The 24,220-nt window shown below is 74.6% G+C and carries 24 protein-coding genes, 1 tRNA gene and 1 pseudogene; 16 read left to right on the top strand and 10 right to left on the bottom strand.

Going from position 1 to position 24,220, the window contains the following annotated elements; translation table 11 throughout:
• Window positions 1–113: 113 nt before the first annotated feature.
• The 4 genes from NWP10_RS04200 to NWP10_RS04185 all read left to right on the top strand — a co-directional run bounded on the left by NWP10_RS04200 (window position 114) and on the right by NWP10_RS04185 (window position 3,495).
• Window positions 114–248 (top strand): hypothetical protein, encoded by a 135-nt coding sequence (locus NWP10_RS04200; protein ID WP_375162464.1) that lies wholly within the window; start codon window positions 114–116, stop codon window positions 246–248.
• Window positions 245–1,591 carry a DNA-processing protein DprA gene (locus NWP10_RS04195; RefSeq protein ID WP_258299974.1) on the top strand — a complete coding sequence of 449 codons (1,347 nt, stop codon included), beginning with the start codon at window positions 245–247 and terminating at the stop codon, window positions 1,589–1,591. Before NWP10_RS04200 ends, NWP10_RS04195 begins: the two co-directional genes overlap by 4 nt.
• Before the next feature lie 103 nt (window positions 1,592–1,694).
• The gene (locus NWP10_RS04190; RefSeq protein WP_258299973.1) at window positions 1,695–2,741 is read left to right on the top strand and encodes a tyrosine recombinase XerC; all 1,047 of its coding nucleotides are present in this window, start codon (window positions 1,695–1,697) and stop codon (window positions 2,739–2,741) included.
• Between the two features lie 250 nt (window positions 2,742–2,991).
• A complete protein-coding gene (locus tag NWP10_RS04185; RefSeq protein WP_184171440.1) occupies window positions 2,992–3,495 on the top strand; it encodes a DUF3145 domain-containing protein in 504 nt (167 codons plus the stop codon).
• 161 nt (window positions 3,496–3,656) lie between these two features.
• Here NWP10_RS04185 and fabF read toward each other — a convergent pair whose 3' ends face one another.
• The 6 genes from fabF to aceE all read right to left on the bottom strand — a co-directional run bounded on the left by fabF (window position 3,657) and on the right by aceE (window position 11,657).
• Window positions 3,657–4,901 carry a beta-ketoacyl-ACP synthase II gene (gene fabF, locus NWP10_RS04180; protein WP_258299972.1) on the bottom strand — a complete coding sequence of 415 codons (1,245 nt, stop codon included), beginning with the start codon at window positions 4,899–4,901 and terminating at the stop codon, window positions 3,657–3,659.
• 192 nt (window positions 4,902–5,093) lie between these two features.
• The gene (locus NWP10_RS04175; protein WP_017489700.1) at window positions 5,094–5,339 is read right to left on the bottom strand and encodes an acyl carrier protein; all 246 of its coding nucleotides are present in this window, start codon (window positions 5,337–5,339) and stop codon (window positions 5,094–5,096) included.
• Window positions 5,340–5,404: 65 nt separating this feature from the next.
• On the bottom strand, window positions 5,405–6,457 hold the full coding sequence (locus NWP10_RS04170; protein ID WP_017489699.1) for a beta-ketoacyl-ACP synthase III: 1,053 nt from the start codon (window positions 6,455–6,457) through the stop codon (window positions 5,405–5,407).
• Between the two features lie 32 nt (window positions 6,458–6,489).
• Window positions 6,490–7,413, bottom strand: a complete 924-nt coding sequence (locus NWP10_RS04165) for an ACP S-malonyltransferase (protein ID WP_258299971.1) — start codon at window positions 7,411–7,413, stop codon at window positions 6,490–6,492.
• A gap of 108 nt (window positions 7,414–7,521) precedes the next feature.
• Window positions 7,522–8,724, bottom strand: a complete 1,203-nt coding sequence (locus tag NWP10_RS12430) for a helix-turn-helix domain-containing protein (protein WP_309137693.1) — start codon at window positions 8,722–8,724, stop codon at window positions 7,522–7,524.
• 182 nt (window positions 8,725–8,906) lie between these two features.
• Window positions 8,907–11,657, bottom strand: a complete 2,751-nt coding sequence (gene aceE, locus NWP10_RS04155) for a pyruvate dehydrogenase (acetyl-transferring), homodimeric type (protein ID WP_017488231.1) — start codon at window positions 11,655–11,657, stop codon at window positions 8,907–8,909.
• A 254-nt stretch (window positions 11,658–11,911) separates the two neighbouring features.
• On the opposite strand from aceE, the gene NWP10_RS04150 reads away from it, so the two are divergent.
• The 6 genes from NWP10_RS04150 to NWP10_RS04125 all read left to right on the top strand — a co-directional run bounded on the left by NWP10_RS04150 (window position 11,912) and on the right by NWP10_RS04125 (window position 15,105).
• Window positions 11,912–12,343, top strand: coding sequence for a DUF3052 domain-containing protein (locus NWP10_RS04150; RefSeq protein WP_017488230.1), 432 nt, complete (start codon window positions 11,912–11,914; stop codon window positions 12,341–12,343).
• A 46-nt stretch (window positions 12,344–12,389) separates the two neighbouring features.
• Window positions 12,390–12,875, top strand: a complete 486-nt coding sequence (locus tag NWP10_RS04145; protein ID WP_258299970.1) for a redoxin domain-containing protein — start codon at window positions 12,390–12,392, stop codon at window positions 12,873–12,875.
• A 15-nt stretch (window positions 12,876–12,890) separates the two neighbouring features.
• Window positions 12,891–12,964 (top strand) — tRNA-Val (locus NWP10_RS04140).
• A gap of 345 nt (window positions 12,965–13,309) precedes the next feature.
• Complete coding sequence (locus NWP10_RS04135) at window positions 13,310–13,921, top strand: trans-aconitate 2-methyltransferase (RefSeq protein WP_017488228.1); 612 nt, start codon at window positions 13,310–13,312, stop codon at window positions 13,919–13,921.
• Window positions 13,922–13,960: 39 nt separating this feature from the next.
• Window positions 13,961–14,764: an AzlC family ABC transporter permease gene (locus tag NWP10_RS04130; protein WP_258299969.1), complete on the top strand. Its 804-nt coding sequence runs from the start codon at window positions 13,961–13,963 to the stop codon at window positions 14,762–14,764.
• Window positions 14,761–15,105: an AzlD domain-containing protein gene (locus NWP10_RS04125; RefSeq protein ID WP_258299968.1), complete on the top strand. Its 345-nt coding sequence runs from the start codon at window positions 14,761–14,763 to the stop codon at window positions 15,103–15,105. The genes NWP10_RS04130 and NWP10_RS04125 overlap by 4 nt, the downstream gene beginning before the upstream one ends.
• 7 nt (window positions 15,106–15,112) lie before the next feature.
• On the opposite strand, the gene NWP10_RS04120 is transcribed toward NWP10_RS04125, so the two are convergent.
• On the bottom strand, window positions 15,113–15,865 hold the full coding sequence (locus NWP10_RS04120) for a LysM domain-containing protein (RefSeq protein ID WP_017489072.1): 753 nt from the start codon (window positions 15,863–15,865) through the stop codon (window positions 15,113–15,115).
• A 24-nt stretch (window positions 15,866–15,889) separates the two neighbouring features.
• On the opposite strand from NWP10_RS04120, the gene NWP10_RS04115 reads away from it, so the two are divergent.
• From NWP10_RS04115 to NWP10_RS04100, 4 genes are all read left to right on the top strand, one after another.
• Window positions 15,890–16,390: a hypothetical protein gene (locus NWP10_RS04115; RefSeq protein WP_017489073.1), complete on the top strand. Its 501-nt coding sequence runs from the start codon at window positions 15,890–15,892 to the stop codon at window positions 16,388–16,390.
• A 242-nt stretch (window positions 16,391–16,632) separates the two neighbouring features.
• The gene (ppk2, locus tag NWP10_RS04110; RefSeq protein ID WP_017489074.1) at window positions 16,633–17,547 is read left to right on the top strand and encodes a polyphosphate kinase 2; all 915 of its coding nucleotides are present in this window, start codon (window positions 16,633–16,635) and stop codon (window positions 17,545–17,547) included.
• Between the two features lie 83 nt (window positions 17,548–17,630).
• Window positions 17,631–19,193, top strand: a complete 1,563-nt coding sequence (gene gndA, locus NWP10_RS04105) for an NADP-dependent phosphogluconate dehydrogenase (protein ID WP_258299966.1) — start codon at window positions 17,631–17,633, stop codon at window positions 19,191–19,193.
• 68 nt (window positions 19,194–19,261) lie between these two features.
• Window positions 19,262–20,425 (top strand): M14 family zinc carboxypeptidase, encoded by a 1,164-nt coding sequence (locus NWP10_RS04100; RefSeq protein ID WP_258299965.1) that lies wholly within the window; start codon window positions 19,262–19,264, stop codon window positions 20,423–20,425.
• A gap of 113 nt (window positions 20,426–20,538) precedes the next feature.
• Here the strand turns inward: NWP10_RS04100 and epsC are convergent, their stop codons facing one another.
• The 3 genes from epsC to msrA form a co-directional block, all read right to left on the bottom strand.
• Complete coding sequence (gene epsC, locus NWP10_RS04095; RefSeq protein ID WP_017489077.1) at window positions 20,539–21,126, bottom strand: serine O-acetyltransferase EpsC; 588 nt, start codon at window positions 21,124–21,126, stop codon at window positions 20,539–20,541.
• A 47-nt stretch (window positions 21,127–21,173) separates the two neighbouring features.
• Window positions 21,174–22,109 (bottom strand): cysteine synthase A, encoded by a 936-nt coding sequence (gene cysK / locus NWP10_RS04090; protein ID WP_258299964.1) that lies wholly within the window; start codon window positions 22,107–22,109, stop codon window positions 21,174–21,176.
• Window positions 22,110–22,194: 85 nt separating this feature from the next.
• Window positions 22,195–22,776, bottom strand: coding sequence for a peptide-methionine (S)-S-oxide reductase MsrA (msrA, locus tag NWP10_RS04085; RefSeq protein WP_017489079.1), 582 nt, complete (start codon window positions 22,774–22,776; stop codon window positions 22,195–22,197).
• A 113-nt stretch (window positions 22,777–22,889) separates the two neighbouring features.
• On the opposite strand from msrA, the gene NWP10_RS04080 reads away from it, so the two are divergent.
• On the top strand, window positions 22,890–23,819 hold the full coding sequence (locus tag NWP10_RS04080) for a Nif3-like dinuclear metal center hexameric protein (protein ID WP_017489080.1): 930 nt from the start codon (window positions 22,890–22,892) through the stop codon (window positions 23,817–23,819).
• Window positions 23,816–24,220 (top strand): annotated as a pseudogene (locus NWP10_RS04075) (DNA-binding protein); the annotation flags it as partial. The gene NWP10_RS04080 and the pseudogene NWP10_RS04075, both read left to right, overlap by 4 nt.

Raw genomic sequence — 24,220 nt, 5'->3', positions numbered from 1 at the left:
CGGCATCCTGGGATCCGTGCAGTCGGACACGGTGCGGATCGCGGCCAAGTCGGGCACGGCCGAGGTGGGGGACACGGGCAACGTGCACTCCTGGATCACCGGCTTCGACGCGAGTGAGAACCCGCGGCCACGCCCGCGTGCTCCGGCTCGCCTGGACCCTGGCCGACCTGCGCGGCGCCGAGACGCCCGCCCCCGAGGACACCGACGTCGCGCTGACCCTGCGCCACCAGGAGGAGGACGAGACATGACCGCCACCGCCGCCCACGACCATCCCGCGGCCGCCGCGCAGCGGCCGGACACGCAGCGGCCGGACGCGCACCGACCTGACACGCAGCGGCCCGACGCCGCCCGGATCGCCCGCGCCGCGCTCACCCGCCTCGTCGAGCCCGGGGACGCGCTCGCGGTCCACGCGGTGGCCGCGCTCGGCCCCGAGCGGGCCCTCGTCCTGCTCACCGGCCGGGAGGCCATCCAGCCCGCGGAGCGGGACCTGCTCGCCGAGCACGCCGGCGCACCGGACACCCTGGCACGCCGCTGGTCCGCCGGGCTGGACCGCTGGGCGCCCCGCGCCGCCCGCCTGGACCCGGTGCGGGACCTCGTCGCGCTGCACCGCCTCGGCGGCGGCCTGCTCGTCCCCGAGGACGAGGCCTGGCCCGCCGCCCTGGACGACCTCGGGGAGGCCGCCCCGCTCGGCCTCTGGTTCCGCGGACCGGGGACGCTGCCGCCGGCGTCACGGGCGCTCGCCGTGGTCGGGAGCCGGGAGGCCACCGCCTACGGGCGCGCCGTCACCACGCGCCTGGCCGCGCACGCCGTCCAGCAGGGCGTGTGCGTGGTCTCCGGCGGGGCGTACGGGATCGACGGCGCCGCGCACCGGGCCGCCCTGGCGGCGCCCGTCGAGCCGGAGGATCCGGACGGCCACGACGGGCCCGGCGGCGCGTCGGACCGGGTGCCGCCGACGGTGGCCGTGCTGGCCGGCGGCCTGGACCGGTTCTACCCGGCGGGCCACGAGGACCTGCTCCGGGAGGTCATGGCCGCCGGGCTCCTCGTCTCGGAGATGCCGCCGGGGGCCAGCCCCACGCGGTACCGGTTCCTCCAGCGCAACCGTGTGATCGCGGCGCTGGCGGGCGCCGTGCTGGTCGTGGAGGCCCGCTGGCGCTCGGGCGCGCAGAACACCGCCGGCCACGCGTTCGGCCTGGGCCGGGAGGTCGGCGCGGTGCCCGGACCCGTCACCTCGCCGAGCTCGGCCGGCTGCCACCGCCTGCTCCAGGAGACCCCGGCGCGGCTCGTGACCTCGAAGGCCGAGGCCCTGGCCCTGCTCGACGGCGGCGCGCCCGCCCCGCGGCCGGGCGGCACCGGGGGTGAGAACACGGCGCCCTCCTCGCTCGCCTCCGCCGCCTCGCCCGTGCGGGTCACGGACGGGCTGAGCGTGGAGGAGGCGCTCGTCCACGAGGCGCTGCCGCTGCGGCAGGCCGTGCCCGTGGACCGGATCGCCGTGAGCGCGGGCCTCGCCCTGCCGACCGTCCTGGCGTCCCTGTCCCGGCTGCAGCGGGTGGGCCTGGCCCGGCGCGTGGACGACCGATGGCGCCGGGCCTGAGCGGCCGACGTCGCGCGTGCGTGGGGGAGCGGGGCTGACAGGAGAGCGGGGGCCGAGGGGTGGAGGCCGAGGGGTGGAGGCCGAGGGGTGGCAGAGTGGGGGGATGGCCTCGTCGTCCTCCTCCGCCCGTCCCGCCGCCGCGCGGGCGTTCGCGCCCTCGCCCCGGGACGCCGCGTGGCTCGAGGCCTTCGAGGAGCACCTGCGGCACGAGCGCAACCGCAGCCCCCAGACCGTGCGGGCCTACGCCACGGACCTGCGCGACCTCGTCGCCCACGTGGCGTCGGGGACGAGGGGCGGCCACCCCGGAACCGCGGCCTCGGATGCCGCCGTCGATGCCGACGCCGTGGCGCCCGACGTGTTCGCCGAGGTCGACGTCGAGGACCTGCGCGGCTGGCTGGCCGCGATGACGGACGCCGGCCTGGCCCGCACCACGCTCGCCCGCCGCGTGGCCGCCGTCCGCACGTTCACCGGCTGGCTGCGCCGCGAGGGGCTGCGCGAGGACGACCCGGCGCTGCGGCTGCGCTCGCCGCGGCCCGCCGCCACCCTGCCCCACGTGCTCCAGGAGCAGCAGGCCGAGCGGCTCCTCGCCGGCGCCCAGGCCCGCGTCGAGGAGGCGGCGGTCGGCGACGACCCCGCCGCCCACGCGCTGGCCCTGCGGGACGCCGCCCTGCTCGAGCTGCTCTACGCCACCGGCGCCCGCGTGGCCGAGCTGTCCGCCCTGGACGTGGACGACCTCGAGCCCGGCCGGGCCGTCGCCCGGCTCACGGGCAAGGGCGACCGCCAGCGCACCGTCCCGTACGGCGCGCCCGCGGCCCGCGCCCTCGACGCGTGGCTGCGCCTCGGTCGGCCGCGCCTGGCCCGGGACGGCTCCGGGCCCGCCCTGTTCCTCGGCGTGCGCGGCGGTCGCCTCGGCGTCCGGCAGGTGCGCGCCGTCGTCGACCGGGCCCTCGAGGGGCTGGGGGACACCGCCGCCCGTGGCCCGCACGCCCTGCGGCACACCGCTGCCACTCACCTGCTCGACGGCGGCGCGGACCTGCGCAGCGTCCAGGAGGTGCTCGGGCACTCGTCCCTGCGCACCACCCAGGTCTACACGCACGTGTCCATCGATCGGCTCCGCGAGGGCTACCGGCAGGCCCACCCCCGCGCCTGAGCGGCCCACGGCCCGCCCCCCGAGGACCCTCGGCCCACGCCGGGGTACAGACCCGGCGCCGTCGTCGTCCCCCGCTCCGCCGTCGTCGTCCCCCGTGCTCCCGCGGGCGTCACGGGCGCGACACGCCGACGCCTCGCCCAACATCGTTGCCGGGCCCGGGACCCTGATGCACAATGACGAGAGGTTCCGCCGCCGGCGTCACGTGGTCGTAGGGGAAGACGCACCGCCTCGCACCCCGACGGAGGAATCCATGACCAGCACCACCACCCGCGGCGTGGTCCACATCCTCTCCGCGCCGACCGCCCTGTGCCCGCACGTGGAATGGGCGCTGAGCTCCGTGCTCGGCCCCGAGACCCCCGTCGAGTGGCAAGGCCAGCCGGTCGCGCCCGGCCAGCACCGCACCGAGCTGCGCTGGACCGCGCCCGCCGGCACCGGCGCCCGGCTCGCCTCCGCGCTGCGCGGCTGGCCGCACCTGCGTTTCGAGATCACCGAGGAGCCCTCGGCCGGCGTCGACGGCTCGCGCTGGTCCCACACCCCGGACCTCGGCATCTTCCACGCCACCACGGACGTCTCCGGGAACACCATGGTCTCCGAGGACCGGATCCGCTACGCCTACGAGGCCGGCGCGGGGGACCCCGCCGTCCTGCTCCACGAGCTCTCCCTCGCCCTGGGCGAGGCCTGGGACGAGGAGCTCGAGCCGTTCCGCCTCGCGGCCGCGGACGCCAACGTGCGCTGGCTGCACCGGGTCGGCTGACCGACGACGCCCTCTTCGGCGGCCGGCATCCCGCCCGCTCCGCCGACGACGCCCTCGTCGGCGGCCGGCATCCCGCCCGCTCCGCCGACGACGCAAGAGGCCGGCCCCGCAGGGACCGGCCTCCCGTCGTCTCCCGGCGCGTCGGCGCCGAGCGGGCGACCTCAGACGCTGCGGAAGACCGCCACGGCGTTGTGCCCGCCGAAGCCGAAGGAGTTCTTCACGGCGACGCGCGGGCCCTCGGGCAGCTGCGCGGGGGACCCGGTGACCACGTTGAGCGGGATCTCCGGGTCCTGGTTCTCCAGGTTGATCGTCACGGGCGCCTGGCCGTGGTGCACGGCGAGCACGGAGAGGATCGACTCGATCGCGCCCGAGGCGCCCAGCAGGTGGCCGGTCTGGGACTTGGTGGCGGAGACCTGCACCTGGTCCAGGTGGTCCCCGAACACGGCCTTCATGGCCAGGTACTCGGGGGCGTCGCCCTTGGGGGTGGAGGTGGCGTGCGCGTTCACGTGGCACACGTCCTGGGGGGTGAGGCCGGCGGCCTTGAGGGCGGCGCGCATCGCGCGGGTGGCGCCCAGGCCCTCGGGTTCCGGGGCGGTGATGTGGTGCGAGTCGGAGGTGACGCCGGTGCCGGCGAGCTCGGCGTACACGCGGGCGCCGCGGGCGCGGGCGTGCTCCTCGGACTCCACCACCATGACCCCGGCGCCCTCACCGAGCACGAAGCCGTCCCGGTCCACGTCGTAGGGGCGGGAGGCGGCCTGCGGGTCGTCGTTGCGCTTGGACAGTGCCTGCATGGCGGCGAACGCGGCCATCGGCAGCGGGTGCACGGCGGCCTCGGAGGCGCCGCAGATCACGACGTCGGCCTGGCCGGAGCGGATCAGCAGCAGCGCGGTCTCAAGGGCCTCGGTGCCTGCGGCGCACGCGGACACCACGGTGCGGGCGCCGGCGCGGGCGCCGAACTCGAGGGAGAGGGCGCCGGCGGCGCCGTTGGGCATGAGCATGGGCACGGTCATCGGCAGGACGCGGCGGGGGCCGCGCTCGCGCAGGGTGTCCCAGCCGTCCAGGAGGGTCCACACGCCGCCGATGCCGGTGCCGAAGGCCACGGCGAGGCGGTCGCCGTCGAGCTCTACGCCCTCGAGGCCCGCGTCCCGCCACGCCTCGCGGGCGGCCACGGTGGCCATCTGGGTGCCGGGGTCCTGGCGCTTCTGCTCCACCTTGGAGAGCACGTCCGCGGTGGGCACCGCGAGCTCGGCGGCGAAGGTGACGGGCAGGCCCAGCTCCGCCACCCACTCGTGCTCCATGGTGCGCGCCCCGGAGACGCCCTTGAGGGCGTTGGACCAGAAGGTGGGCACGTCGCCGCCGATGGGCGTGGTGGCGCCGAGGCCGGTGATCACTGCGGTGCGGGTCATGGGTCTGCTGCCTCTGGGGTCTCGGGTGGGGCGGGCGGAGGGGTCATCGACACGGGGCGCAGGGCCTCGGTGGAGGGTGCGCGGCGGCGCGTGCCGGGAAGTCGTGGGGCCGCGGGGGCCGGGGGCGCTGGAGCGCCCCCGGCGCCGCACGGGCGAACGGGGTGGGCCGGGCCCGCCGCCGTCGGGGGCCGATCAGGCCTGGGCGTTGTCGATGAAGTCGACGGCGTCCTGGACGGTCTTGAGGTTCTTGACCTCCTCGTCCGGGATCTTCACGCCGAACTTGTCCTCGGCGTTGACCACGATGGTCATCATCGAGATCGAGTCGATGTCCAGGTCGTCCGTGAAGGACTTCTCCGGCTGCACGTCGGCGGTGTCGAGGCCGGTCTCCTCGTTCACGATCTCGGCGAGGCCGGCGAGGATCTCTTCCTTGGAAGCCATGGGGCGTCTCCTTCTTGTTGGGGGTCGTACGGGTGTACGTGGTCAGTGAATCAGACGGCGCGGCCTCAGGGGAGGCGCACCACCTGGGCGCCGTAGACGAGCCCGGCGCCGAAGCCGATCTGCAGGGCCAGGCCGCCGGAGAGCGACGGGTCCTCCTCGAGAAGGCGGTGCATGGCCAGCGGGATGGAGGCCGCGGAGGTGTTGCCGGCGTCCGCGATGTCGCGGGCCACGGTCACGGACTCCGGCAGCTTCAGCTGCTTGGCGAACTCGTCGATGATCCGCATGTTCGCCTGGTGGGGGATGAACGCCACGAGGTCCTCGGGCTCCACGCCGGCGGCGTCGAGGGCCTCGCGGGCCACCTTCGCCATGGACCACACGGCCCAGCGGAACACGGAGGGGCCGTCCTGGCGCAGCGTGGGCCAGACCATCTCCTCGGAGCCGGTGATCGCCGTGGCGTCGCCGCTGGTGCGGGCCTGCTCGACGACGTCGCGCAGCTCCAGCTGGGAGTGGGTCATGGAGATGGTCTCCCAGCGCTCGCCGTCCGAGCCCCACACGGAGGGGGAGATGCCCGGCTCGTCCGCGGCGGAGACGATCACGGCGCCCGCGCCGTCGCCCAGCAGGAAGGAGATGGAGCGGTCGGTGGGGTCCACGACGTCGGACAGGCGCTCCACGCCGACGACCAGCACGTGCTTGGCGGTGCCGGCGCGCACCAGGGCGTCGGCCTGGGCCACGCCGTAGCAGTAGCCGGCGCAGGCGGCCGAGACGTCGAAGGCGGGGGCGGGGGTGGCGCCGAGCTCGTGGGCCACGAGGGTGGCCGCGGAGGGGGTGGCGTGCGGGAACGTCACGGTGGAGACGATCACGGCGTCGAGGTCCGCGCCGGTCAGGCCGGCCCGCTCGAGGGCCTCGCGTCCGGCGGCGACGGCCATGGCCGGGACGGTCTCCTCCGCGGTCGCGCGCTGGCGGGTGACGATGCCGGTGCGCTGGCGGATCCACTCGTCCGAGGAGTCGATCGGGCCGACGAGGTCCTCGTTGGGGACGAGGTTCTTCGGACGGTACGCGCCGACGGAGACGATGCGGCTCGCCGCGGGGCGCTCGTGCTGCTTCAGGGTGACGGTCATGCTGCTTCTCTCTGGGGGACGGAGCGCGGGGTTCAGGCCGTGTGCTCGGCCAGGAACGCCCGCGCGGCGTCCAGGTCCTCGGGGGTCTTCACGGCGAGCTGAGCGGTGCCCTTGAGCCCGCGCTTGGCCAGTCCGGTCAGTGTGCCACCGGGCAGGAGCTCGAGGACCCCCGTGACCTCCCGCTCGGCCATGGCCTCCATGCAGAGGTCCCAGCGCACGGGGCGGGTCACCTGGTCCACGATCCGGGAGAGCACCTCGGCGCCCGCGTCCACCGCCTGGCCGTCGCGGTTGGAGAGCAGGGTGAGGCGGGGGTCCGCGGGGGAGAGCCCGGCCACGTGGGCGGCGAGCTCCCCGACGGCGGGGCGCATGTGCTCCGTGTGGAACGCTCCGGCCACCTTGAGGGGGATGACGCGGGCACGGGCGGGGGCGGACTCGCCGAGGGCGGCGAGGGCCTCCGCGGTGCCGGCGGCCACGATCTGGCCGGCGCCGTTGACGTTCGCGGGGGCGAGGTCTGCGGCCTCGATCGCGGCCAGGACCTCGTCCTTGTCCCCGCCCACGACGGCGGCCATGCCGGTGGGCGTGGCGGCGGCGGCCCGGGCCATCCCGGTGGCGCGCACCCGCACGAGGGCGAGCGCGTCGGCGGGGGAGAGCACGCCGGTGACGGCGGCGGCGGTGATCTCGCCGACGGAGTGGCCGGCGACGAACGTGGACGCCGGGGCGGCGGCGTCGGCCTCGAGGGCGGCGGCGGCCACCAGGCCGGCGGCCACGATCAGCGGCTGGGCGACCGCCGTGTCCTTGATGGTCTCCTCGTCCGACTCGGTGCCGTGGCGGACGAGGTCCACGCCTGCGGCGTCCGAGAGCGACTCGAGCAGGGCGCGGGTGCCGTCCAGCTCCAGCCAGGGGGAGAGGAAGCCGGGCGTCTGGGAGCCCTGTCCGGGGCACACGATGGCAAGCATTCCTCCATGGTGTCAGGGTTCACGCCCGGACCCGGGGAGACGGGGCCACGAACCCCGGCGAGCCGTTTTGGAGGGTTCCTACAAGTTCGGGCGCCCGGCGAGGCCGCCTCAGGCGGAGGCCTCGGCGACGCCCGGCCGGGACCCGGCGAGCCGCCCGAGGGTCACGGCCGTCTGCAGCACGTAGGCGTCCCGGGGGACCAGGGGGTCCCAGCCCGTCACCTCGGCCACTCGCTTGAGGCGGTACCGCACCGTGTTCGCGTGGACGAAGAGCTCCCGCGCCGTGCCCTCGAGGGAGTGGCCGAGCGCGCCGTACGCGTCCACCGTCTCCAGCAGCGCGGTGCCGGCGTCCGCCAGCGGCGCGTACACGCCGTCCACGAGGGCCTCGTAGGCCGTGGGGTCGCCCAGCAGCGCCCGCTCCGGCAGCAGGTCCTCGGCCGGCGTGGGGCGGACGGCGCGCGGGTGCGCGGGGGCGGCGCCGAGCCCGGCGAGCGTGTGCCGGGCCGAGACGTGCGCCTCCACCAGGGAGTCCACCACGGGCCCGAGGATCACCGGGCCCGGGGCGAACCAGGGCGTGAGGGCCTCGCCCACCACCTGCGCGTCCGTGACCGAGCCGATCACGAGCACGAGCCGCTCCGCCTGCACGCCCACGAGCAGGTCGCAGTCCAGCTTCGCGGCCGCCCGGCGCAGCCCCGGGATGAAGGCCGGCTGGTCCTGGCCCGGCGCCAGGCCCGCCATCACCATGACGCGGTGGTCCCCGCGCCAGCCCAGCGCCGTGGCGCGGTGGCGGATCTCGTCCGGGTCCTGGCCGCGCAGCACGGCGTCCAGGAGCACCGCCTCGAGCCGGGAGTCCATCGCCCCGCGCATCTCCGCGGCGCGCGCGTAGACGTCTGCCAGGGCGAAGGCGACCTCCCGGGAGTAGTGCAGGACGTGCTCGCGGATGGGCGCCTGGTCCCGCTCGGCCAGCAGCTCGGGCACGCGGGTCTCCACGACGTCCACCATCGTGCGGATCAGCTGCAGCGCGCGCTGCAGGGAGATGGCGCGCGTGAGGTCGGTCGGCGCCGGGCCGAAGACGTCCTGGAGGACGTGGCCTGCCGTCGTCGGGCGGTCGAACCAGGAGATGAAGCCCTGCAGGGCGCGCTGGGCCACGAGCCCGAGGGCGCTGCGCTCGTCCGGGGTCAGCCCTCGGTACCAGGGCAGCGTGGCGTCGAGCCGCTGCAGCACGGCCGTGTTGAGGGCGCCGAGGTGGCTGCGCAGGCGGGCGCGCCCCTCGGTGCTCACAGGGCGCGGGGCGGCGGATCGGGGCTCGGGCATGCGCTCCATCCTAGGGCCGCGTTGTGGGGTTCCTACAGCGGCGCCGTCGGGCCCGGCCCCCGGCGCGCCGCGCGGCGAGGCCAGGAGGGGCCCGGGGACGACGACGGCCGGCCGCCTCCGCAGGGGAGGCGGCCGGCCGATGCCGGGTCGGGGAGCGCCTCAGCGCCCCCGGGACGGACGGGTCAGGCGTCGCCGCCCGCGTTGCCGGTGGTGCCGGCGTTCACGTCGTCCAGGCGGTACTTCTCGTGGGCCTTCGCGGCGGTGCCCTTCTCCACGGAGCCCTCCTCCTCGAGGAGCTGCAGGGCGCGGACCACCATCGAGTGGGAGTCGATGAGGAAGTACCGGCGCGCCGCCGACCGGGTGTCGGCGAAGCCGAACTCGTCGGCGCCCAGGGCCGCGAACCGGTTCGGGATGAACGGGCGGATCTGGTTCGTCCACGAGGTGGCGAAGTCCGAGGTGGCCACCACGGGGCCCTCGGCGCCCTCGAGCTTCTGGGTCACGTACGGCACGCGCGGGGCGGCCGACGGGTCCTTGAGGGCGTCCTTCTCCGCAGCGACGGCGTCGCGGTACAGCTCGTTGTACGAGGTCACCGACCACACGGACGCGTTCACGCCCCACTCCTCGGCGAGGATGCCCTGCGCCTCGACGGCCCACGGCAGCGAGACGCCGGAGCCCATCAGCTGGACCTTCGGGCCGTCGCCCTGGCCCTCGGAGAGGCGGTAGATGCCCTTGAGCAGGCCCTCCACGTCCAGGTCCTCGGGCTCGTCGATGTGGTGGATCGGCTCGTTGTAGACCGTGAGGTAGTAGATGACGTTGCGGACGTCCTCGCCGCGGTCGTGCTCGCCGTACATGTCCTCGAAGCCCTGACGCACGATATGCGCGATCTCGTAGGAGTACGCCGGGTCGTAGTGCTTCACGGCCGGGTTGGTGCCCGCGATCACGGGGGAGTGGCCGTCCATGTGCTGGGTGCCCTCGCCCGCGAGCGTGGTGCGGCCCGCCGTCGCGCCGATCATGAAGCCGCGCGCGAGCTGGTCGCCGGCGGCCCAGATGTTGTCGGCCGTCCGCTGGAACCCGAACATCGAGTAGAAGATGTAGACGGGGATCATCGGCTCGCCGTGGGTGGAGTACGCCGTGCCCACCGCGTTGAAGGCGGCGGTGGCGCCGTCCTCGTTGATGCCGACGTGGTAGATCTTCCCCTGCGGCGACTCCTTGTAGGACAGGAAGAGGTCGCGGTCCACGGACAGGTAGTTCTGGCCCTTGGGGTTGTAGATCTTCGCCGTCGGGAAGAACGAGTCCATGCCGAAGGTGCGGGCCTCGTCCGGGATGATCGGCACGATGCGCGAGCCCATGTTCTTGTCCCGCATCAGGTCCTTGAGCAGCCGGACGAACGCCATGGTGGTGGCCGCCTGCTGCTTGCCCGAGCCCTTGCGCGCCTGCTTGTAGGCGGCCTCCGGGGGCACCGGGATGCTGTGGTGCTTCGCCCGGCGCTCGGGGACGAAGCCGCCGAGCTCCTTGCGCCGCTCCATCAGGTACTTGATCTCCGGGGCGTCCTTGCCCGGGTGGTAGTACGGGATGTCGTAGGGGTCGCGCTCGATCTGCTCGTCCGTGACGGGGATGCGGTGGCGGTCGCGGAACACCTTGATGTCCTCGACCGTCATCTTCTTCATCTGGTGCGTCGCGTTGCGGCCCTCGAAGGACTTGCCCAGGCCGTAGCCCTTGATGGTGTGCGCGAGGATCACGGTGGGCTGGCCCTTGTGCTCCATGGCGGACTTGTAGGCGGCGTAGACCTTGCGGTAGTCGTGGCCGCCGCGCTTGAGGCCCCAGATCTCGTCGTCGCTCATGTCCGCCACCATCTCCTTGGTGGCGGAGGAGCGGCCGAAGAAGTGGTCGCGGACGAAGCCGCCGGACTCGGCCTTGTAGGTCTGGTAGTCGCCGTCGAGCGTCTCGTTCATGATGCGCACGAGCTCGCCCTCGTCGTCGGCCTCGAGCAGCGGATCCCACTCGCGGCCCCACAGGACCTTGATGACGTTCCAGCCGGCGCCGCGGAAGTAGGACTCCAGCTCCTGGACGATCTTGCCGTTGCCGCGCACCGGGCCGTCGAGGCGCTGCAGGTTGCAGTTGATGACGAAGGTCAGGTTGTCGAGCTTGTCGTTGGCCGCCACGTGCAGCTGGCCGCGCGACTCGGGCTCGTCCATCTCGCCATCGCCGAGGAACGCCCAGACGTGCTGGTCGGAGGTGTCCTTGATCCCGTGGTTGTGCAGGTACCGGTTGGTCTGCGCCTGGAAGATCGCGTTCATCGGGCCCAGGCCCATGGACACGGTGGGGAACTGCCAGAAGTCCGGCATCATCCGCGGGTGCGGGTAGGAGGACAGGGCGTGGCCCTGGCGGGACTTCTCCTGGCGGAAGCCGTCCAGGTCCTCCTCGGTGAGACGGCCCTCGAGGAACGCGCGGGCGTAGTTGCCCGGGGAGGAGTGGCCCTGGAAGAAGATGTGGTCGCCGCCGCCGGGGTGGTCCTGGCCGCGGAAGAAGTGGTTCAGGCCCACCTCGTAGAGGGTCGCCTGGCCGGCGTACGAGGAGATGTGGCCGCCGACGCCGATGCCGTCCTTCTGAGCGCGCTGCACGATGGCCGCGGCGTTCCAGCGCAGGTAGTTGCGGTAGCGGCGCTCGAGCTCCTCGTCGCCGGGGTACTCGGGCTCCTGGTCGGCGGGGATCGTGTTGACGTAGTCCGTGGTGGTGACCATCGGCACGCCCACGGACTTCGCCCCCGCGCGCTGGAGCAGCGAGCGCATGATGAACTGCGCGCGCTCGGTGCCCCGCTCCTCGATGAGCCCGTCGAGCGACTCGATCCACTCGGCGGTCTCCTGCGGATCCTTGTCCGGGAACTGCTGGGTCAGGCCGCTGAGGATCTGGGAACTCTCTTCGGCTGCGCTCACGGTGCCTCCTGGCTGTCGTGCGGAGGGGTGCTCCGCGGTGTGCTGCGGGGCAGACGGTCCGGTCCGACCCCGCGACGCCGGGCCGGGCGGTGGCCCGGGGAGTGCGTCTGTTCGGGACCACAGTAGTCGGGGCGGGCCTCTCGCGCGCGAGACGACGCCCCGGGTCGCGGGCGCCCACGGCGTATGGTGGGGCCATCACCCGCTCGACGGCGCGGGCCGCAGTGCCCGCCCACCATCAAGGAGGACCGGACACTATGGAGGCAGGGTCGACGCCGACCTCGACGGACAGCGCGCTCCTGGCGGAGCTCGCCCTCGCGCAGGGCGACCTTGTGCAGGAGTGGGGGTACGACGACGACGTCGACTTCACCTTCCGCGACGGCCTGGAGGACGCCCTCGGCGAAGAGCTGCTGACCGAGGAGGACCAGGAGCCGGCGGACGCCGTCCTGTACTGGTGGCGCGCCGAGGACGGCGACGTCACGGACCTCGCGGACGCGCTCGTGGACGCCCAGCGCTCCCTGGACTCCGGCCCCGTGTGGCTGATGACCCCGCGCAAGGGACGGGCCGGGCACGTGAACCCGGCGGACGTGCAGGAGGCCGCCGGCACCGCGGGCCTGCACGCCACCACCGGCGCGGGCGTCTCCGAGGACTGGGCGGCCCAGCGGCTCGTGCAGAAGCGCGGTGGCTGACGACCCGCGCAGAAGCGCGGTGGCTGACGGCCCGTGCAGAAGCGCGGTGGCCGAGGAGCCCGGTGCCGTCCCCGCCCTGCGGGACGACCGCGGCCAGGACTGGCCCTGGCCGCCGACGCGCGGGCCCGAGGACGCGACCGCGCCGCGGGCCACGTGGCTCGTCCTCCTGCCCGGGGCGTTCACCCCGGTGTGCACCGGCGAGCTGGGCTGGCTGGGGGAGCTGGCCACGGACCTCGCCGCCGACGGCGTGGCCGTGCGGGTCATCGCCTGCGACGCGGCCCCCGTGCTGCGTCGGGTCCGCGAGGACCTGGGGCTGTACGAGGAGCTGGTCCTGCTCTCCGACTTCTGGCCGCACGGCGCGGCCTGCGCGGCGCTGGACGCGTTCGACGCGGCGACCGGCCGCGCCCTCCGCGTGTCCGTGCTCCTGGACGCCGACGGCGTCGAGGCCGCCCGCGTGACGGCCGCCCCGGGCCGGCCGCGCTCGCGGGCGGAGCACGAGGAGGCGACGCGCGCCCTGCTCGGCGACCGGTAGCCTGGACCCTCGTCGGGACCCATAGCTCAGTTGGTCAGAGCACCGCGTTTACACCGCGGGTGTCGGCGGTTCGAGTCCGTCTGGGTCCACCCCCGCCCTGAGCCGGGCCGTCGCCGTGAGGGCGACAGCCCGGCTCGCGGCCTTCTTGTGGGCTCGTTCCGCCCCCGCCGTTGTCACTCCTGCCGCCGCCGGTCCGTCCCCGGCCTCACCGCCGGCCCCATCCCGGCCGGATCCCCCTCCTCGAACCCGTGGGATCGACGGAATCGGTCGAGACCGACGGAACGGCCGTCGATCCGGGCCGTTTCCGTCGATCCGCCGGGAGGGGCGGCGCAGCCGCACCGGTCCCCGGGCCCTCGAGCGCCCGTCCCTGCGGCGGCGTCGCCGGCTCGTCACGGGCGGGGCTTCCCGGCCAGCCCGGATGGCAGACTGAGCACATGACGACCCCCGCGCCGACGAGCCGCGGCGACTGGGCCGAGTACAACGCCGCGCAGGCCGGCCGGGGCCGGATCCGGCCGCTCACGGCCCGGGCCGTCGACGCCCTCGCCACCGATGCCGACCTCCGCGCCCGCCACGCCGTCGAGCTCGGGTGCGGGGCCGGCGTCGAGGCGCGCCACCTGCTGGCCCTGGGCCTGACCGTGAGCACCATCGACGCGGACCCGAGCGTCGCCCCCGCCATGGCGGCCCTCGCCGCCGGGGGAGCCCTGGACCATCGCACGGGGCGCATCGAGGACTGGGACCCCCTGCCCGCCGCGGACCTGGTGCTCGCCAACGCCGCCCTGCCCTTCGTCCCGCGGCACGCCTTCGACGCCGTGTGGTCCCGCATCCGCGCCGCCCTGGCGCCGGGCGGCGTCCTCGCCGTCGACCTCTTCGGGGCGGAGGACGACTGGTCCTCGGACGCCGGGACCTACCTGACCCGGCCCGAGGTGGAGGACCTCCTGCGAGGCCTGGAGGTCGTGGAGCTGACCGAGCGGTCCGAGCGCGGCCCCGCGTTCTCCGGGCCGAAGCACTGGCACGTGTTCACCGTCCTCGCCCGCGCCCGGCGCTGACCGTCCGACCGCTCGCCCGTGTGAGACCCTGACAGCGTCATGAACGCCCCCTCCCTGCACCCCTCGCCGCACCCCGCCCCACCGCCGTCTCGCGCCGCCGAGGTCCGCACCGGCGTCCGCCTGTCCTTGGCCGCCGGGCTCGGCCTGTTCCCGCTGGGCGTGGCCTTCGGGATGCTCGTGGTCCAGGCCGGCCTGCCCGCGTGGGTGGCGCCGCTGTTCTCCGTGGTGGTGTTCGCCGGCTCCGTGGAGCTGCTGCTCGTCTCCCTCGCGGTGGCCGCCACGCCCCTGCTGACGATCGCGGTGACGGTGTTCCTCGTGAACTTCCGGCACGTGTTCTACGCGTTCAGCTTCCCGCTGCGCGTGGTCCGGCATCCGCTGGCCCGGCTGTACTCGATGGGCGCGTTGATCGACGAGGCCTATGCGATCGCCGCCGCCCACCCGCGCGGCTGGACCGCGCCGCGGCTGATCGCCCTGCAGGTCGCGCTGCACGCCTACTGGGTGCTCGGCGGGCTCGCGGGCGTCGCGGTGGCCTGGCTGCTGCCGGGCCCGGTGGAGGGGCTCGAGTTCGCGCTCGTCGCCCTGTTCATCGTCCTGGCCCTGGACGCGGCCCGCACCCGCGCCCAGGCGCCCCTGGTGCTGGCGGCCGCGCTCGCCGTCGGGGTCGGCCTGCTGGTGGCGCCCGGGCAGCTGCTCGTGGCGGCTTTCGCGGTCTATGCGGCCGTGCTCATCGCGCTGCACGTGCTCGCCCGGCGGGGCGTGGAGCTGCCGCTGCCCGCCCCGACGCCGGCCACCGGGCCCGTGCCCGCCGTCGCCGGGCCGGCGCCGGGGGAGGAGCCCCGATGACGGGTGCGGCGTACCTCGTGGCCGTGGCCGTGGTGGCCGGGGCCGTCACCTTCGCTCTGCGCGCGCTGCCGTTCGCGCTGCTGCGCCCGCTGCGCGAGTCGGTGCTCGCCGCGCGCCTGGCCGTGTGGATGCCCGCCGGGGTCCTGACGATCCTCGCCGTGGTGATGCTGCTCGACGCCGCGGCGCTCGCCCCCGGCGCCCCCGTGGACCCGCGCCGGGTGGCGCACGCCCTGATCGCCGCCGTGGTGACCGTGGCCGTGCACCTGCTCGGCGGCCGGCGCACCCTGCTCTCCATCGCCGCGGGCACCCTCGCCTACGTGTTGCTGGTGAACCTGGCCTGAGCCGGCCTCACGGCAGGCGCACGGGGGCGCCCACGGCCAGGGCCTCCGGGACGAGGTCCGGGTTGAGCCGGCGCAGCGTGGCGACGTCAGTGCCGTTCGCCCGCGCGATCGCCCACAGCGTGTCGCCGGGCTCGATCACGTGGGTGCGGCCCGGCGCCCCTGACCGGGCCCGCCCGCGGTCGCCGTCCCGTCCCGCGCCGCGCCCCGGGGACGACGACGGCGGGGCCGGCTCCCCGAGGCGCCGCGCCCAGTCGCGGCTCGCCCGGGCCAGGCGGCGTCCGTAGTCGGTGACGCCGCCCTGCAGCGTCCCGGCGTTGTACAGCGTGCCGGCCCGCGCGATCCCCTCCTCCGTGAGGTCCCCGCCGAGGTGGCCGCGCAGGATCTCGAGCCCGAAAGCCATGTTGTCCTCGGGGTCCCACAGCCGCAGCCCGCGGCGGCGCGCCTGCGCGAAGTACGGGGGCCACGTGATCTGCGCCGGTCCCACCCCGTTGGAGGTCTCCCCGGCGGCCACCCGGGCCTCGAGCTCCTCGAAGAGCTCCCGGGTCACGGGCACGTCCGTGCCGCGGGCCGCGGCATGCACCCCGCCGGCGTCGTGGCCGAAGACGTTGCGTCCGCCGGACTCGAGCTGGGCGAGCGCCGCCGCCACCGGCAGCGGCACGTCCGCGCGGCGGGCGGCGGCCGCGATCGCGTCGGCGTTCTCGAGTCGGGCGGCGAGGGCGCGCGGCGCGGACGCCGCTCGTCGGCGGGGGAACCAGCTCATCCTCCCCACACTAGGGTGGTGGCCATGTCCGCGACCCCCCTCGGCTTCTGGAAGCTGCCCGCCCGCCCCGACGGCGCCGCCCGTCACCTCGCCGTCATCACCGGAGGGGAGGCGGGGCAGACCATGCTCTTCCTCCAGGACGGGCAGTGGTCCATCCTCGGCCTCTTCCAGGACGAGCTGGCCGGCAAGGCGACCGCCCGCACCCTCGACGCGCTGCTGCAGTCCGTCACCTGCCTGCGCATGGGCGGTCGGGACGTCCTCGACGGCGCCGACACTCCGCGCCCCGGCGTCGAGTGGGCCGGCTACGACCGCGAGTTCGAGGAGGCCGACGTCGCCGAGTCCCGCGACGTGGAGCCGCGCGGCCGGATCTGGATCCTGCCCGCCACCGACGGCGCCACGGTGGGCCTGAAGCTGCCCGGCCACCGCCGGTACGACGACGCGGTGGCCCAGTTCGCCGACGTCGACGCGGCCCGCGCCGCCGTCGCCGCGATCGATGAGCTGCTCGGCGTGGGCCCCGGCGCCTGACGCGTCCCGCGGCCGGCCTCCGGCGCCCGCCCGACGGGCCGGCCCGACGGGGCCTTTCGTCGGGACGGCCCGGGGCGAAGGTTCATCCGGAGTTCATCCGACCGGGCGCGCAGCCCGGGACCGCGAGGGCCGCGCCGACCATAATGGACGGGAGACCACTGGCCGCCGCCCGCCGTCCCCGTCCCCTCCGGACGAGGACGGTCGGGCGGCGCGTCGCACCCCCTGTCTGAAGGAGACGGCCCATGGAGCTGCTGCAGCCCGACGCCCCCCGCGAGAACCTCCGCGAGTTCATCGACAAGCTGCGGGACGGCGGCTACACGGTTTCCGACGGCCACACCAACGACCCGGACCTCATCGACCCGCAGGGCCGCGCCGTGGAGACGTGGAAGGAGGACTACCCGTACGAGGAGCGCATGACGCGCGACGAGTACGAGCTGGAGAAGTACCGCCTGCAGATCGAGCTGCTCAAGCTGCAGTACTGGGGCGAGGACACCGGCCAGCGCCACATCATCGTGTTCGAGGGCCGCGACGCCGCCGGCAAGGGCGGCACCATCAAGCGCTTCACGGAGCACCTGAACCCGCGCACCTCCCGCACCGTCGCGCTGAGCAAGCCCTCGGACCGCGAGCAGGGCCAGTGGTACTTCCAGCGGTACATCCAGCACTTCCCCACGGAGGGCGAGATCGTGCTGTTCGACCGCTCCTGGTACAACCGCGCCGGGGTCGAGCGCGTCATGGGCTTCGCCACGGACGAGCAGTACCGCCGCTTCATGAACCAGGTCCCGCTGTTCGAGAAGATGCTCGTGGACGACGGCATCCACCTCACCAAGTTCTGGTTCTCCGTGACCCAGACGGAGCAGCGCACCCGCTTCGCGATCCGTCAGATCGACCCGGTCCGCCAGTGGAAGCTCTCGCCCATGGACCTGGAGTCCCTGGACCGCTGGGAGGCGTACACGGAGGCCAAGGAGGCCATGTTCCTCCACACGGACACCGAGCACGCCCCGTGGATCTCCGTGCGCTCCAACGACAAGAAGCGCGCCCGTCTCAACGCCATGCGCTACTTCCTGTCCCAGTTCGAGTACGAGGGCAAGGACCACGACGTCGTGGGCACCCCGGACCCGCTGATCGTGCGTCGCGGCCGCGACGCCGTGGGGGACTGAGCCGCTGCGACGTAGGCTGGTGGGCGGGACCGCGTGCGGCGCGGCCCCGCCCCCACCGTCCCAGCCACAGGAGGCCCCCCGCGATGTCCGAGCAGAGCACCACCGTCCCCGTCGGCACGGCCGACATCGGCGTCACGGGCCTGGCGGTGATGGGCGCCAACCTCGCCCGCAATTTCGCCCGCAACGGCTACACGGTGGCCCTGCACAACCGCAGCCGCGGCCGCACGGACCAGCTCGTGGCCGAGCACGGCGACGAGGGCGCGTTCGTGGCCACCGAGACGCTCGAGGAGCTCGTGCAGTCCCTGGCCACCCCGCGCCGCGTGCTCATCATGGTGAAGGCCGGCGCCCCCGTGGACGGCGTGATCGACCAGCTCGTCCCCCTGCTGGACGAGGGCGATATCGTCATCGACGCCGGCAACTCCCACTACGAGGACACCCGCCGCCGCGAGGCCGCCCTGGCCGAGAAGGGCCTGCACTTCGTGGGCGTGGGCGTGTCCGGCGGCGAGGAGGGCGCCCTCAACGGCCCCGCGATCATGCCCGGCGGCCCCGAGAAGTCCTATGAGGCCCTCGGCCCCATGCTGGAGAAGATCGCCGCGACCTTCGAGGGCGAGCCGTGCTGCGCGTGGGTCGGCACGGACGGCGCCGGGCACTACGTGAAGATGGTCCACAACGGCATCGAGTACGCGGACATGCAGGTCATCGGCGAGGCCTACGACCTGCTGCGCCGCATCGGCGGCCTCGAGCCCGCCGCGCAGGCCGGGGTGTTCACCGCCTGGAACCAGACCGACCTGGCCTCCTACCTGATCGAGATCACCGCCGAGGTCCTCGCCCAGGTGGACGGCGCCACCGGCCGCCCGCTCGTGGACGTGATCGTGGACGAGGCCGGCCAGAAGGGCACCGGCCGGTGGACCGCCATCTCGGGGCTCGACGTCGGCTCCCCGGTGGCCGCGATCGCCGAGTCCGTCTTCGCCCGCTCCCTGTCCTCCCAGCGCGAGGTGCGCGCCGCGGCGCGCGAGGTGCTGCAGGCCGGGGTGGAAGAGGCCGCGTCCCCCGCGGTGACGGACACGGACGCGTTCGTGGAGGACGTGCGCCAGGCGCTGTTCGCCTCGAAGCTCGTGGCCTACGCGCAGGGCATGGACATGCTCGCCGCGGCCGCGGAGGAGTACGGCTGGTCCCTGGACCTGGGCACCATCGCCTCGCTGTGGCGGGACGGCTGCATCATCCGCGCCGACCTGCTCGACGTGATCATGAAGGCCTTCGGCGGCCGGGACACCGCCCGCCACCCGGAGCCGGGCACGCGCGCCGAGGGCCAGCCGCTGAACCTGCTGTTCGCCCCCGAGTTCGCCCAGGCGATCGCCGAGGCCCTGCCGGCCTGGCGCCGCGTGGTGGGCACCGCCGTCGCCGCCGGCGTCCCCGTGCCCGTGTTCTCCTCCGCCCTGGCCTACTACGACGGCCTGCGCGCCGACCGCCTGCCCGCCGCCCTCGTGCAGGGCCAGCGCGACTACTTCGGCGCGCACACCTACCTGCGCGTGGACCGCGAGGGATCGTTCCACACGCTGTGGTCCGGCGACCGCACCGAGGTGGACGGCGAGGGCGTGCCCGTGGTCATGCCGCAGCCGGCCGAGGGCGACCCCACGCAGGACTGATCCGGACCGCGCGGGGCCCTCACGGGCCCCGCGTGATCTGCGTCATACCCCCTGTTACCCTCAGGGGCATGAGCCCTCGCACCTCCCCGTCCCTGTCCCGCCGCGGCGCCCTGGGCGTCCTCGCCTCCGCCGTCGCCCTGCCGCTCGTGGCCGCGCCCGCCGCGCAGGCCGCCGGCTCGATGCCCACGCCGTCCGACACCCCACCGCTGGCCGCCATCCGCGACCTGGCGGACATGCTCCGCGAGCTGCGCAAGCTCGAGCGGACCTCCCGCGGCGCGATCCGCGTGACCACGCTGGCTGAGGTCGGCACGGCCGAGGCGCACTCCGAGCAGGGCCGGGACCTCTACGTGGCGCTCGTCGGCCACGGCCCGCGCCACGTCTGGCTGCAGGGCCGGATCCATGGCAACGAGCCCTACGGCCTGGACGCGACCCTCGACGTCCTCGCCTCCCTGGGCGGCAACGGCTCCCCGGCCTACCGCCGCATGCGCGAGGAGTTCACCGTCCACGTGATCCCCATGTACAACCCGGACGGCTCCGAGGCGAACACCCGAGGCACCACCCTCTGGGACCGCGAGGCGGACGCGCCCCTGCTCGACGGCCGCGGCCGCCCGCGCACCGTGGACCTCAACCGCGACTGGGGCGTCGGCCGCTTCCAGGCGCGGGAGTCCCGCGCCTGGTACGAGTACTGGACCATGGTCAAGCCCGAGTTCGCCCTGGACATCCACCACCAGTGGCTCAAGCAGGACTGGGTCACGGGCGAGGACGTCACGCTGTCCCTCGGCGTCTCCCTCGCCCCCGGCGGACCGACCCTGCCGGGCATCCGCGGCGGCGAGTACGACCGCCTGGCACGTCAGCTCGCCGGCCACGTCTGGCTGGAGACCCTGCACCGCGGGCACATCAGCACGGACCGCTACGACGTCGGCGAGAACACGGTGATCGACATCCACGGCGGCGTCGTCTCCGCGATGATGATGGGCCTGGACTGGAACGGGCTGAACCCCACGGGGCACTCGAACGTCGCGATCTTCTTCGAGACGTCGGGAAACACGAACAGCCTCGGCCACAAGGCCCGCGGCAAGCTGGTGAAGCAGAACGTACTGGCGGTGACGGCGGCCCTGGACGGCATGGCCACCGGCGCCGTGCAGCAGGTCGACCCGGCGGTGTGGGACCGGATCCCGCACACCCCGGTGAAGTACTACTCTACCGACTACGCCGGCCTCATCCCGGCCTGAGCCGGACCGCGCCCGGCTCTCCGGCCACGCAGAAGGCGGCCCTCCGCAGAGTCCTTCGACTCTGCGGAGGGCCGCCGTCCGTCGGCGGGGCGCGTCTCACGCGTCCCGCCGGCTCAGATCCACATGGCCGGGTCCACGTACTCGGCGGGGTCCACCAGGGGCTTGTCCTCCGCGGGGGAGCGGCGCAGCCGGTAGGTCGCCGGGATGCCGGTGGCGATGGCGTCCGCGGGGGTGTCCTTGACCACCACCGCGTTCGCGCCCACCGCCGAGCCCGCGCCGATCTCCACGGGGCCGAGGATCTTGGCGCCGGCCCCCACCACGACGCCGTCGCGCAGGGTGGGGTGCCGCTTGACCTTGGCCAGGGACCGGCCGCCGAGCGTCACGCCGTGGTAGAGCATGACGTCGTCGCCGATCTCGGCCGTCTCGCCGATCACCACGCCCATGCCGTGGTCGATGAAGAACCGGCGGCCGATCGTGGCGCCCGGGTGGATCTCGATGCCCGTGGCGGCGCGGGTGGCCTGGGAGAGGATGCGCGCGGGCATCCGCAGGCGCTCGTGCCGCCACATCCGGTGGGCGATCCGGTGCGCCCACACGGCGTGCAGGCCCGAGTAGACGAGGGCGACCTCGAGGTCCCCGCGCGCGGCCGGGTCGTGGCTGCGGACGTTGTCCAGGTCTTCCTTGATGCGGGCGAGCAGTCCCACGGGCGGCCCCTTCGGGTCGAAGCGTTCGGTGCGGTCGGGTGCGGCGCTCAGCCGCGGATGTCCTCGAAGAGGGCGGTGGAGATATAACGCTCGCCGAAGTCACACACGATGGCGACGATCAGCTTGCCCTCGGACTCGGGCTTGGCGGCCTCCTTGAGGGCGGCCGAGATGATCGCGCCGGTGGAGATGCCGCCGAGGATGCCCTCCTCGGTCCCGAGCCGACGGGCGGTCTCGATGGACTCCTCGAAGGTTGCCGGGTAGACCTCGTCGTAGAGGTCGGTGTCCAGGATCTCCGGCACGAAGTTCGCGCCGATGCCCTGGATCTTGTGAGGGCCGGCCTGGCCGCCGGAGAGGATGGGGGAGTCGGCCGGCTCGACGGCGATGAGCTTCACGTCCGGCTTCTGCTCGCGCAGGTAGCGGCCCGCGCCCGTGATGGTGCCGCCGGTGCCGACGCCGGCGATGAACACGTCCACGGCGCCCTCGGTGGCGTCCCAGATCTCGGGGCCGGTGCCGGTGTAGTGCGCCTGCACGTTGGCCTGGTTGGCGAACTGCTGGGCCCAGATCGAGTTGGGGGTGCTGGCCACGATCTGCTGCGCGCGCTCGAGGGCGCCGCGCATGCCGTCCGCGCCGGGGGTGAGGACGATCTCGGCGCCGAAGGCCTTGAGCATCACGCGGCGCTCGGTGGACATGGTCTCGGGCATGGTCAGGATGACGCGGTAGCCGCGGGCGGCGCCGACCATGGCCAGGGCGATGCCGGTGTTGCCGGAGGTGCCCTCCACGATGGTGCCGCCGGGGGTCAGCTCGCCGGAGGCCTCGGCGGCGTCCACGATCGCGGTGCCGATGCGGTCCTTCACGGAGTTGGCGGGGTTGTAGAACTCCACCTTGACAGCGACGTCGCCGGGCAGGTCCTTCGCGAGGCGGTTCAGCCGGACCAGGGGCGTGCCGCCGACCGCCTGGGTGATGTCGTCGAGAATGTGGGCCATGGTGGTACCTCCGGGGGTGGTGCGCCTCGGGGCGCGGGCGATCGGGTGGGTGTTCCTGCGTCAGGCTATCGAGCCGCGGCGCCGCTCAGGCGTCCACGAGCCACGCGGAGTAGTTCCGGCGCACCTTCGCGAGCTTCGGATCGATGACCACACGGCAGTATCCGTCGGAACGACGCCGCGCATAGAAGTCCTGGTGAATATCCTCAGCCGGGTGCCACGCGGACGCCGGCTCCACGCGTGTGACGATGGGGCTGTCATAGTTCGCCTGGGCCCGGGCGATCTCGTCCGCGAAGAACCGGGCCTCGGCCTCGTCGTGGGCGAAGACGGCCGACCGGTACTGGGTGCCGACGTCGGCCCCCTGGCGGTTCAACGACGTGGGGTCGTGGCCGGTGAAGAACAGGTCCATGATCACCTCGGGCGGCACGACGGCGGCGTCGAAGCGCACTCGGACCGCTTCGGCATGGCCGGTGGTCCCGGTGCACACGGACTCGTAGCTCGGGGCGGGGTCGTCGCCTCCGGTGTAGCCGGACTCGACGGCGAGCACGCCCCGCACGCGACGGTAGACGGCGTCGAGGCACCAGAAGCAGCCGCCGGCGAGCGTCAGCTCGCGGACGTCGGCGGGCGCGCTGGAGGCGCCGAGGGGCTCGGTACGGGGGGAGTCGGTCATGGCAGGCACAGCGACGCGGGTCGCGTTTTTCATTCCCGACGACGCCGCCCCGTGCCGTCACCAAGGGCCGCGGGGTCGTGCGTGCCCGGGCCGGGTGGGCCATCATGGCCCGTATGACCGTGTCCCGTCCCGCCGTCCCCGCCTCGCCGGAGCACGCCCTGGCCCCACCGACGCTCGGGCACGTCCTCGAGGTTGTCCAGGGGCTGTGGCCGCGGGATCTGGCGGAGCCGTGGGACGCCGTCGGGCCGGTGGCCGGACGCCCGGAGGCGCCGGTGCGGACCGTCCTGTGGGCGCTGGACCCCGTGCAGGCCGTGGCCGACGAGGCCGTCGCCCGTGGGGCCGACCTCGTGGTCACCCACCACCCGCTCCTGCTGCGCGGCACCTCGTCCGTCGCCGCCGTCGGGCATGCCGCCGCCGCCAAGGGACGCCTGCTGCACACCCTGATCGAGCACCGCATCGCCCTGTTCGCGGCGCACACCAACGCCGACGCCGTCGTGGGCGGCGTCTCGGACGTGCTGGCCCGTGCCGTTGGCGTCACCGGAGCGCTCTCGCCCCTGACGACCTCCGCCGCCGGCACCGGGGCCGAAGGCATCGGCCGGGTGGGCGACCTGCCCGAGGAGACCGACCTGGCCGCCTTCGCCCGCGTCGTCCACGCGGCGCTGCCCGCCACGGCCGGCGGCGTGCGCGTGGCGGGCGACCCCGCCCAGCGCATCCGCCGCGTCGCCGTGTGCGGTGGCGCCGGAGACAGCCTCTTCGACGCGGTCCGCGCGTCCGGCGCGGACGTCTACGTGACCGCCGATCTGCGCCACCACCCGGCCTCGGAGGCCCGGGAGACGGCGGTGTCGGGGGATGGACGTCCCGCGCTCGTGGACGTCTCGCACTGGGCGAGCGAGTCCCTGTGGCTCGAGCACGGCGCCCGCGCCCTGGAGGCCGCCCTGGCGGAGCGGGGACTGGGCGTCACCACCCTGTTCTCAGATCACCGCAGCGACCCCTGGGACTTCCTGGTCGGGGGAGAGCGGGCCGACGAGGGGAGTCACGCATGAGTGAGGTCACCGCACCGCCGGCCGTCCAGGCCCGGCTGTTGGAGCTGCAGGAGCTCGACACGGCCCTGGACCAGGCCCGCGCCGCCGTCCGTCGGCTCAAGGCGGACCCGGAGCACGCCCGGCTGCGCGCCCGCGCGCAGGAGCGCGAGGAGGCGTTGCCCGGCCTCGAGGATGCCGCCCGCACCGCCGACCGGGCGGGGGCCGAGGCCACCGAGAAGGCCGCCGCCACCCGCGCCCGTCGGGACCGGACCCGGGAGCGGCTCGAAGCGGGCCAGGGCGGGTCCAGGGAGCTGCAGGCCATGCAGCACGAGGACGGCACGCTCACCGCCCTGCTCGACGAGCACGAGGGGGCCGCCCTCGAAGCCATGGAGGCCGCGGACGAGGCGGAGTCCCGCCTCGGC

Origin of the sequence: Micrococcus sp. HG099 (genome assembly GCF_024723355.1) — a bacterium.
GTDB lineage: Bacteria > Actinomycetota > Actinomycetes > Actinomycetales > Micrococcaceae > Micrococcus > Micrococcus endophyticus.
This window is presented reverse-complemented; position numbering and strand designations above follow the sequence as displayed.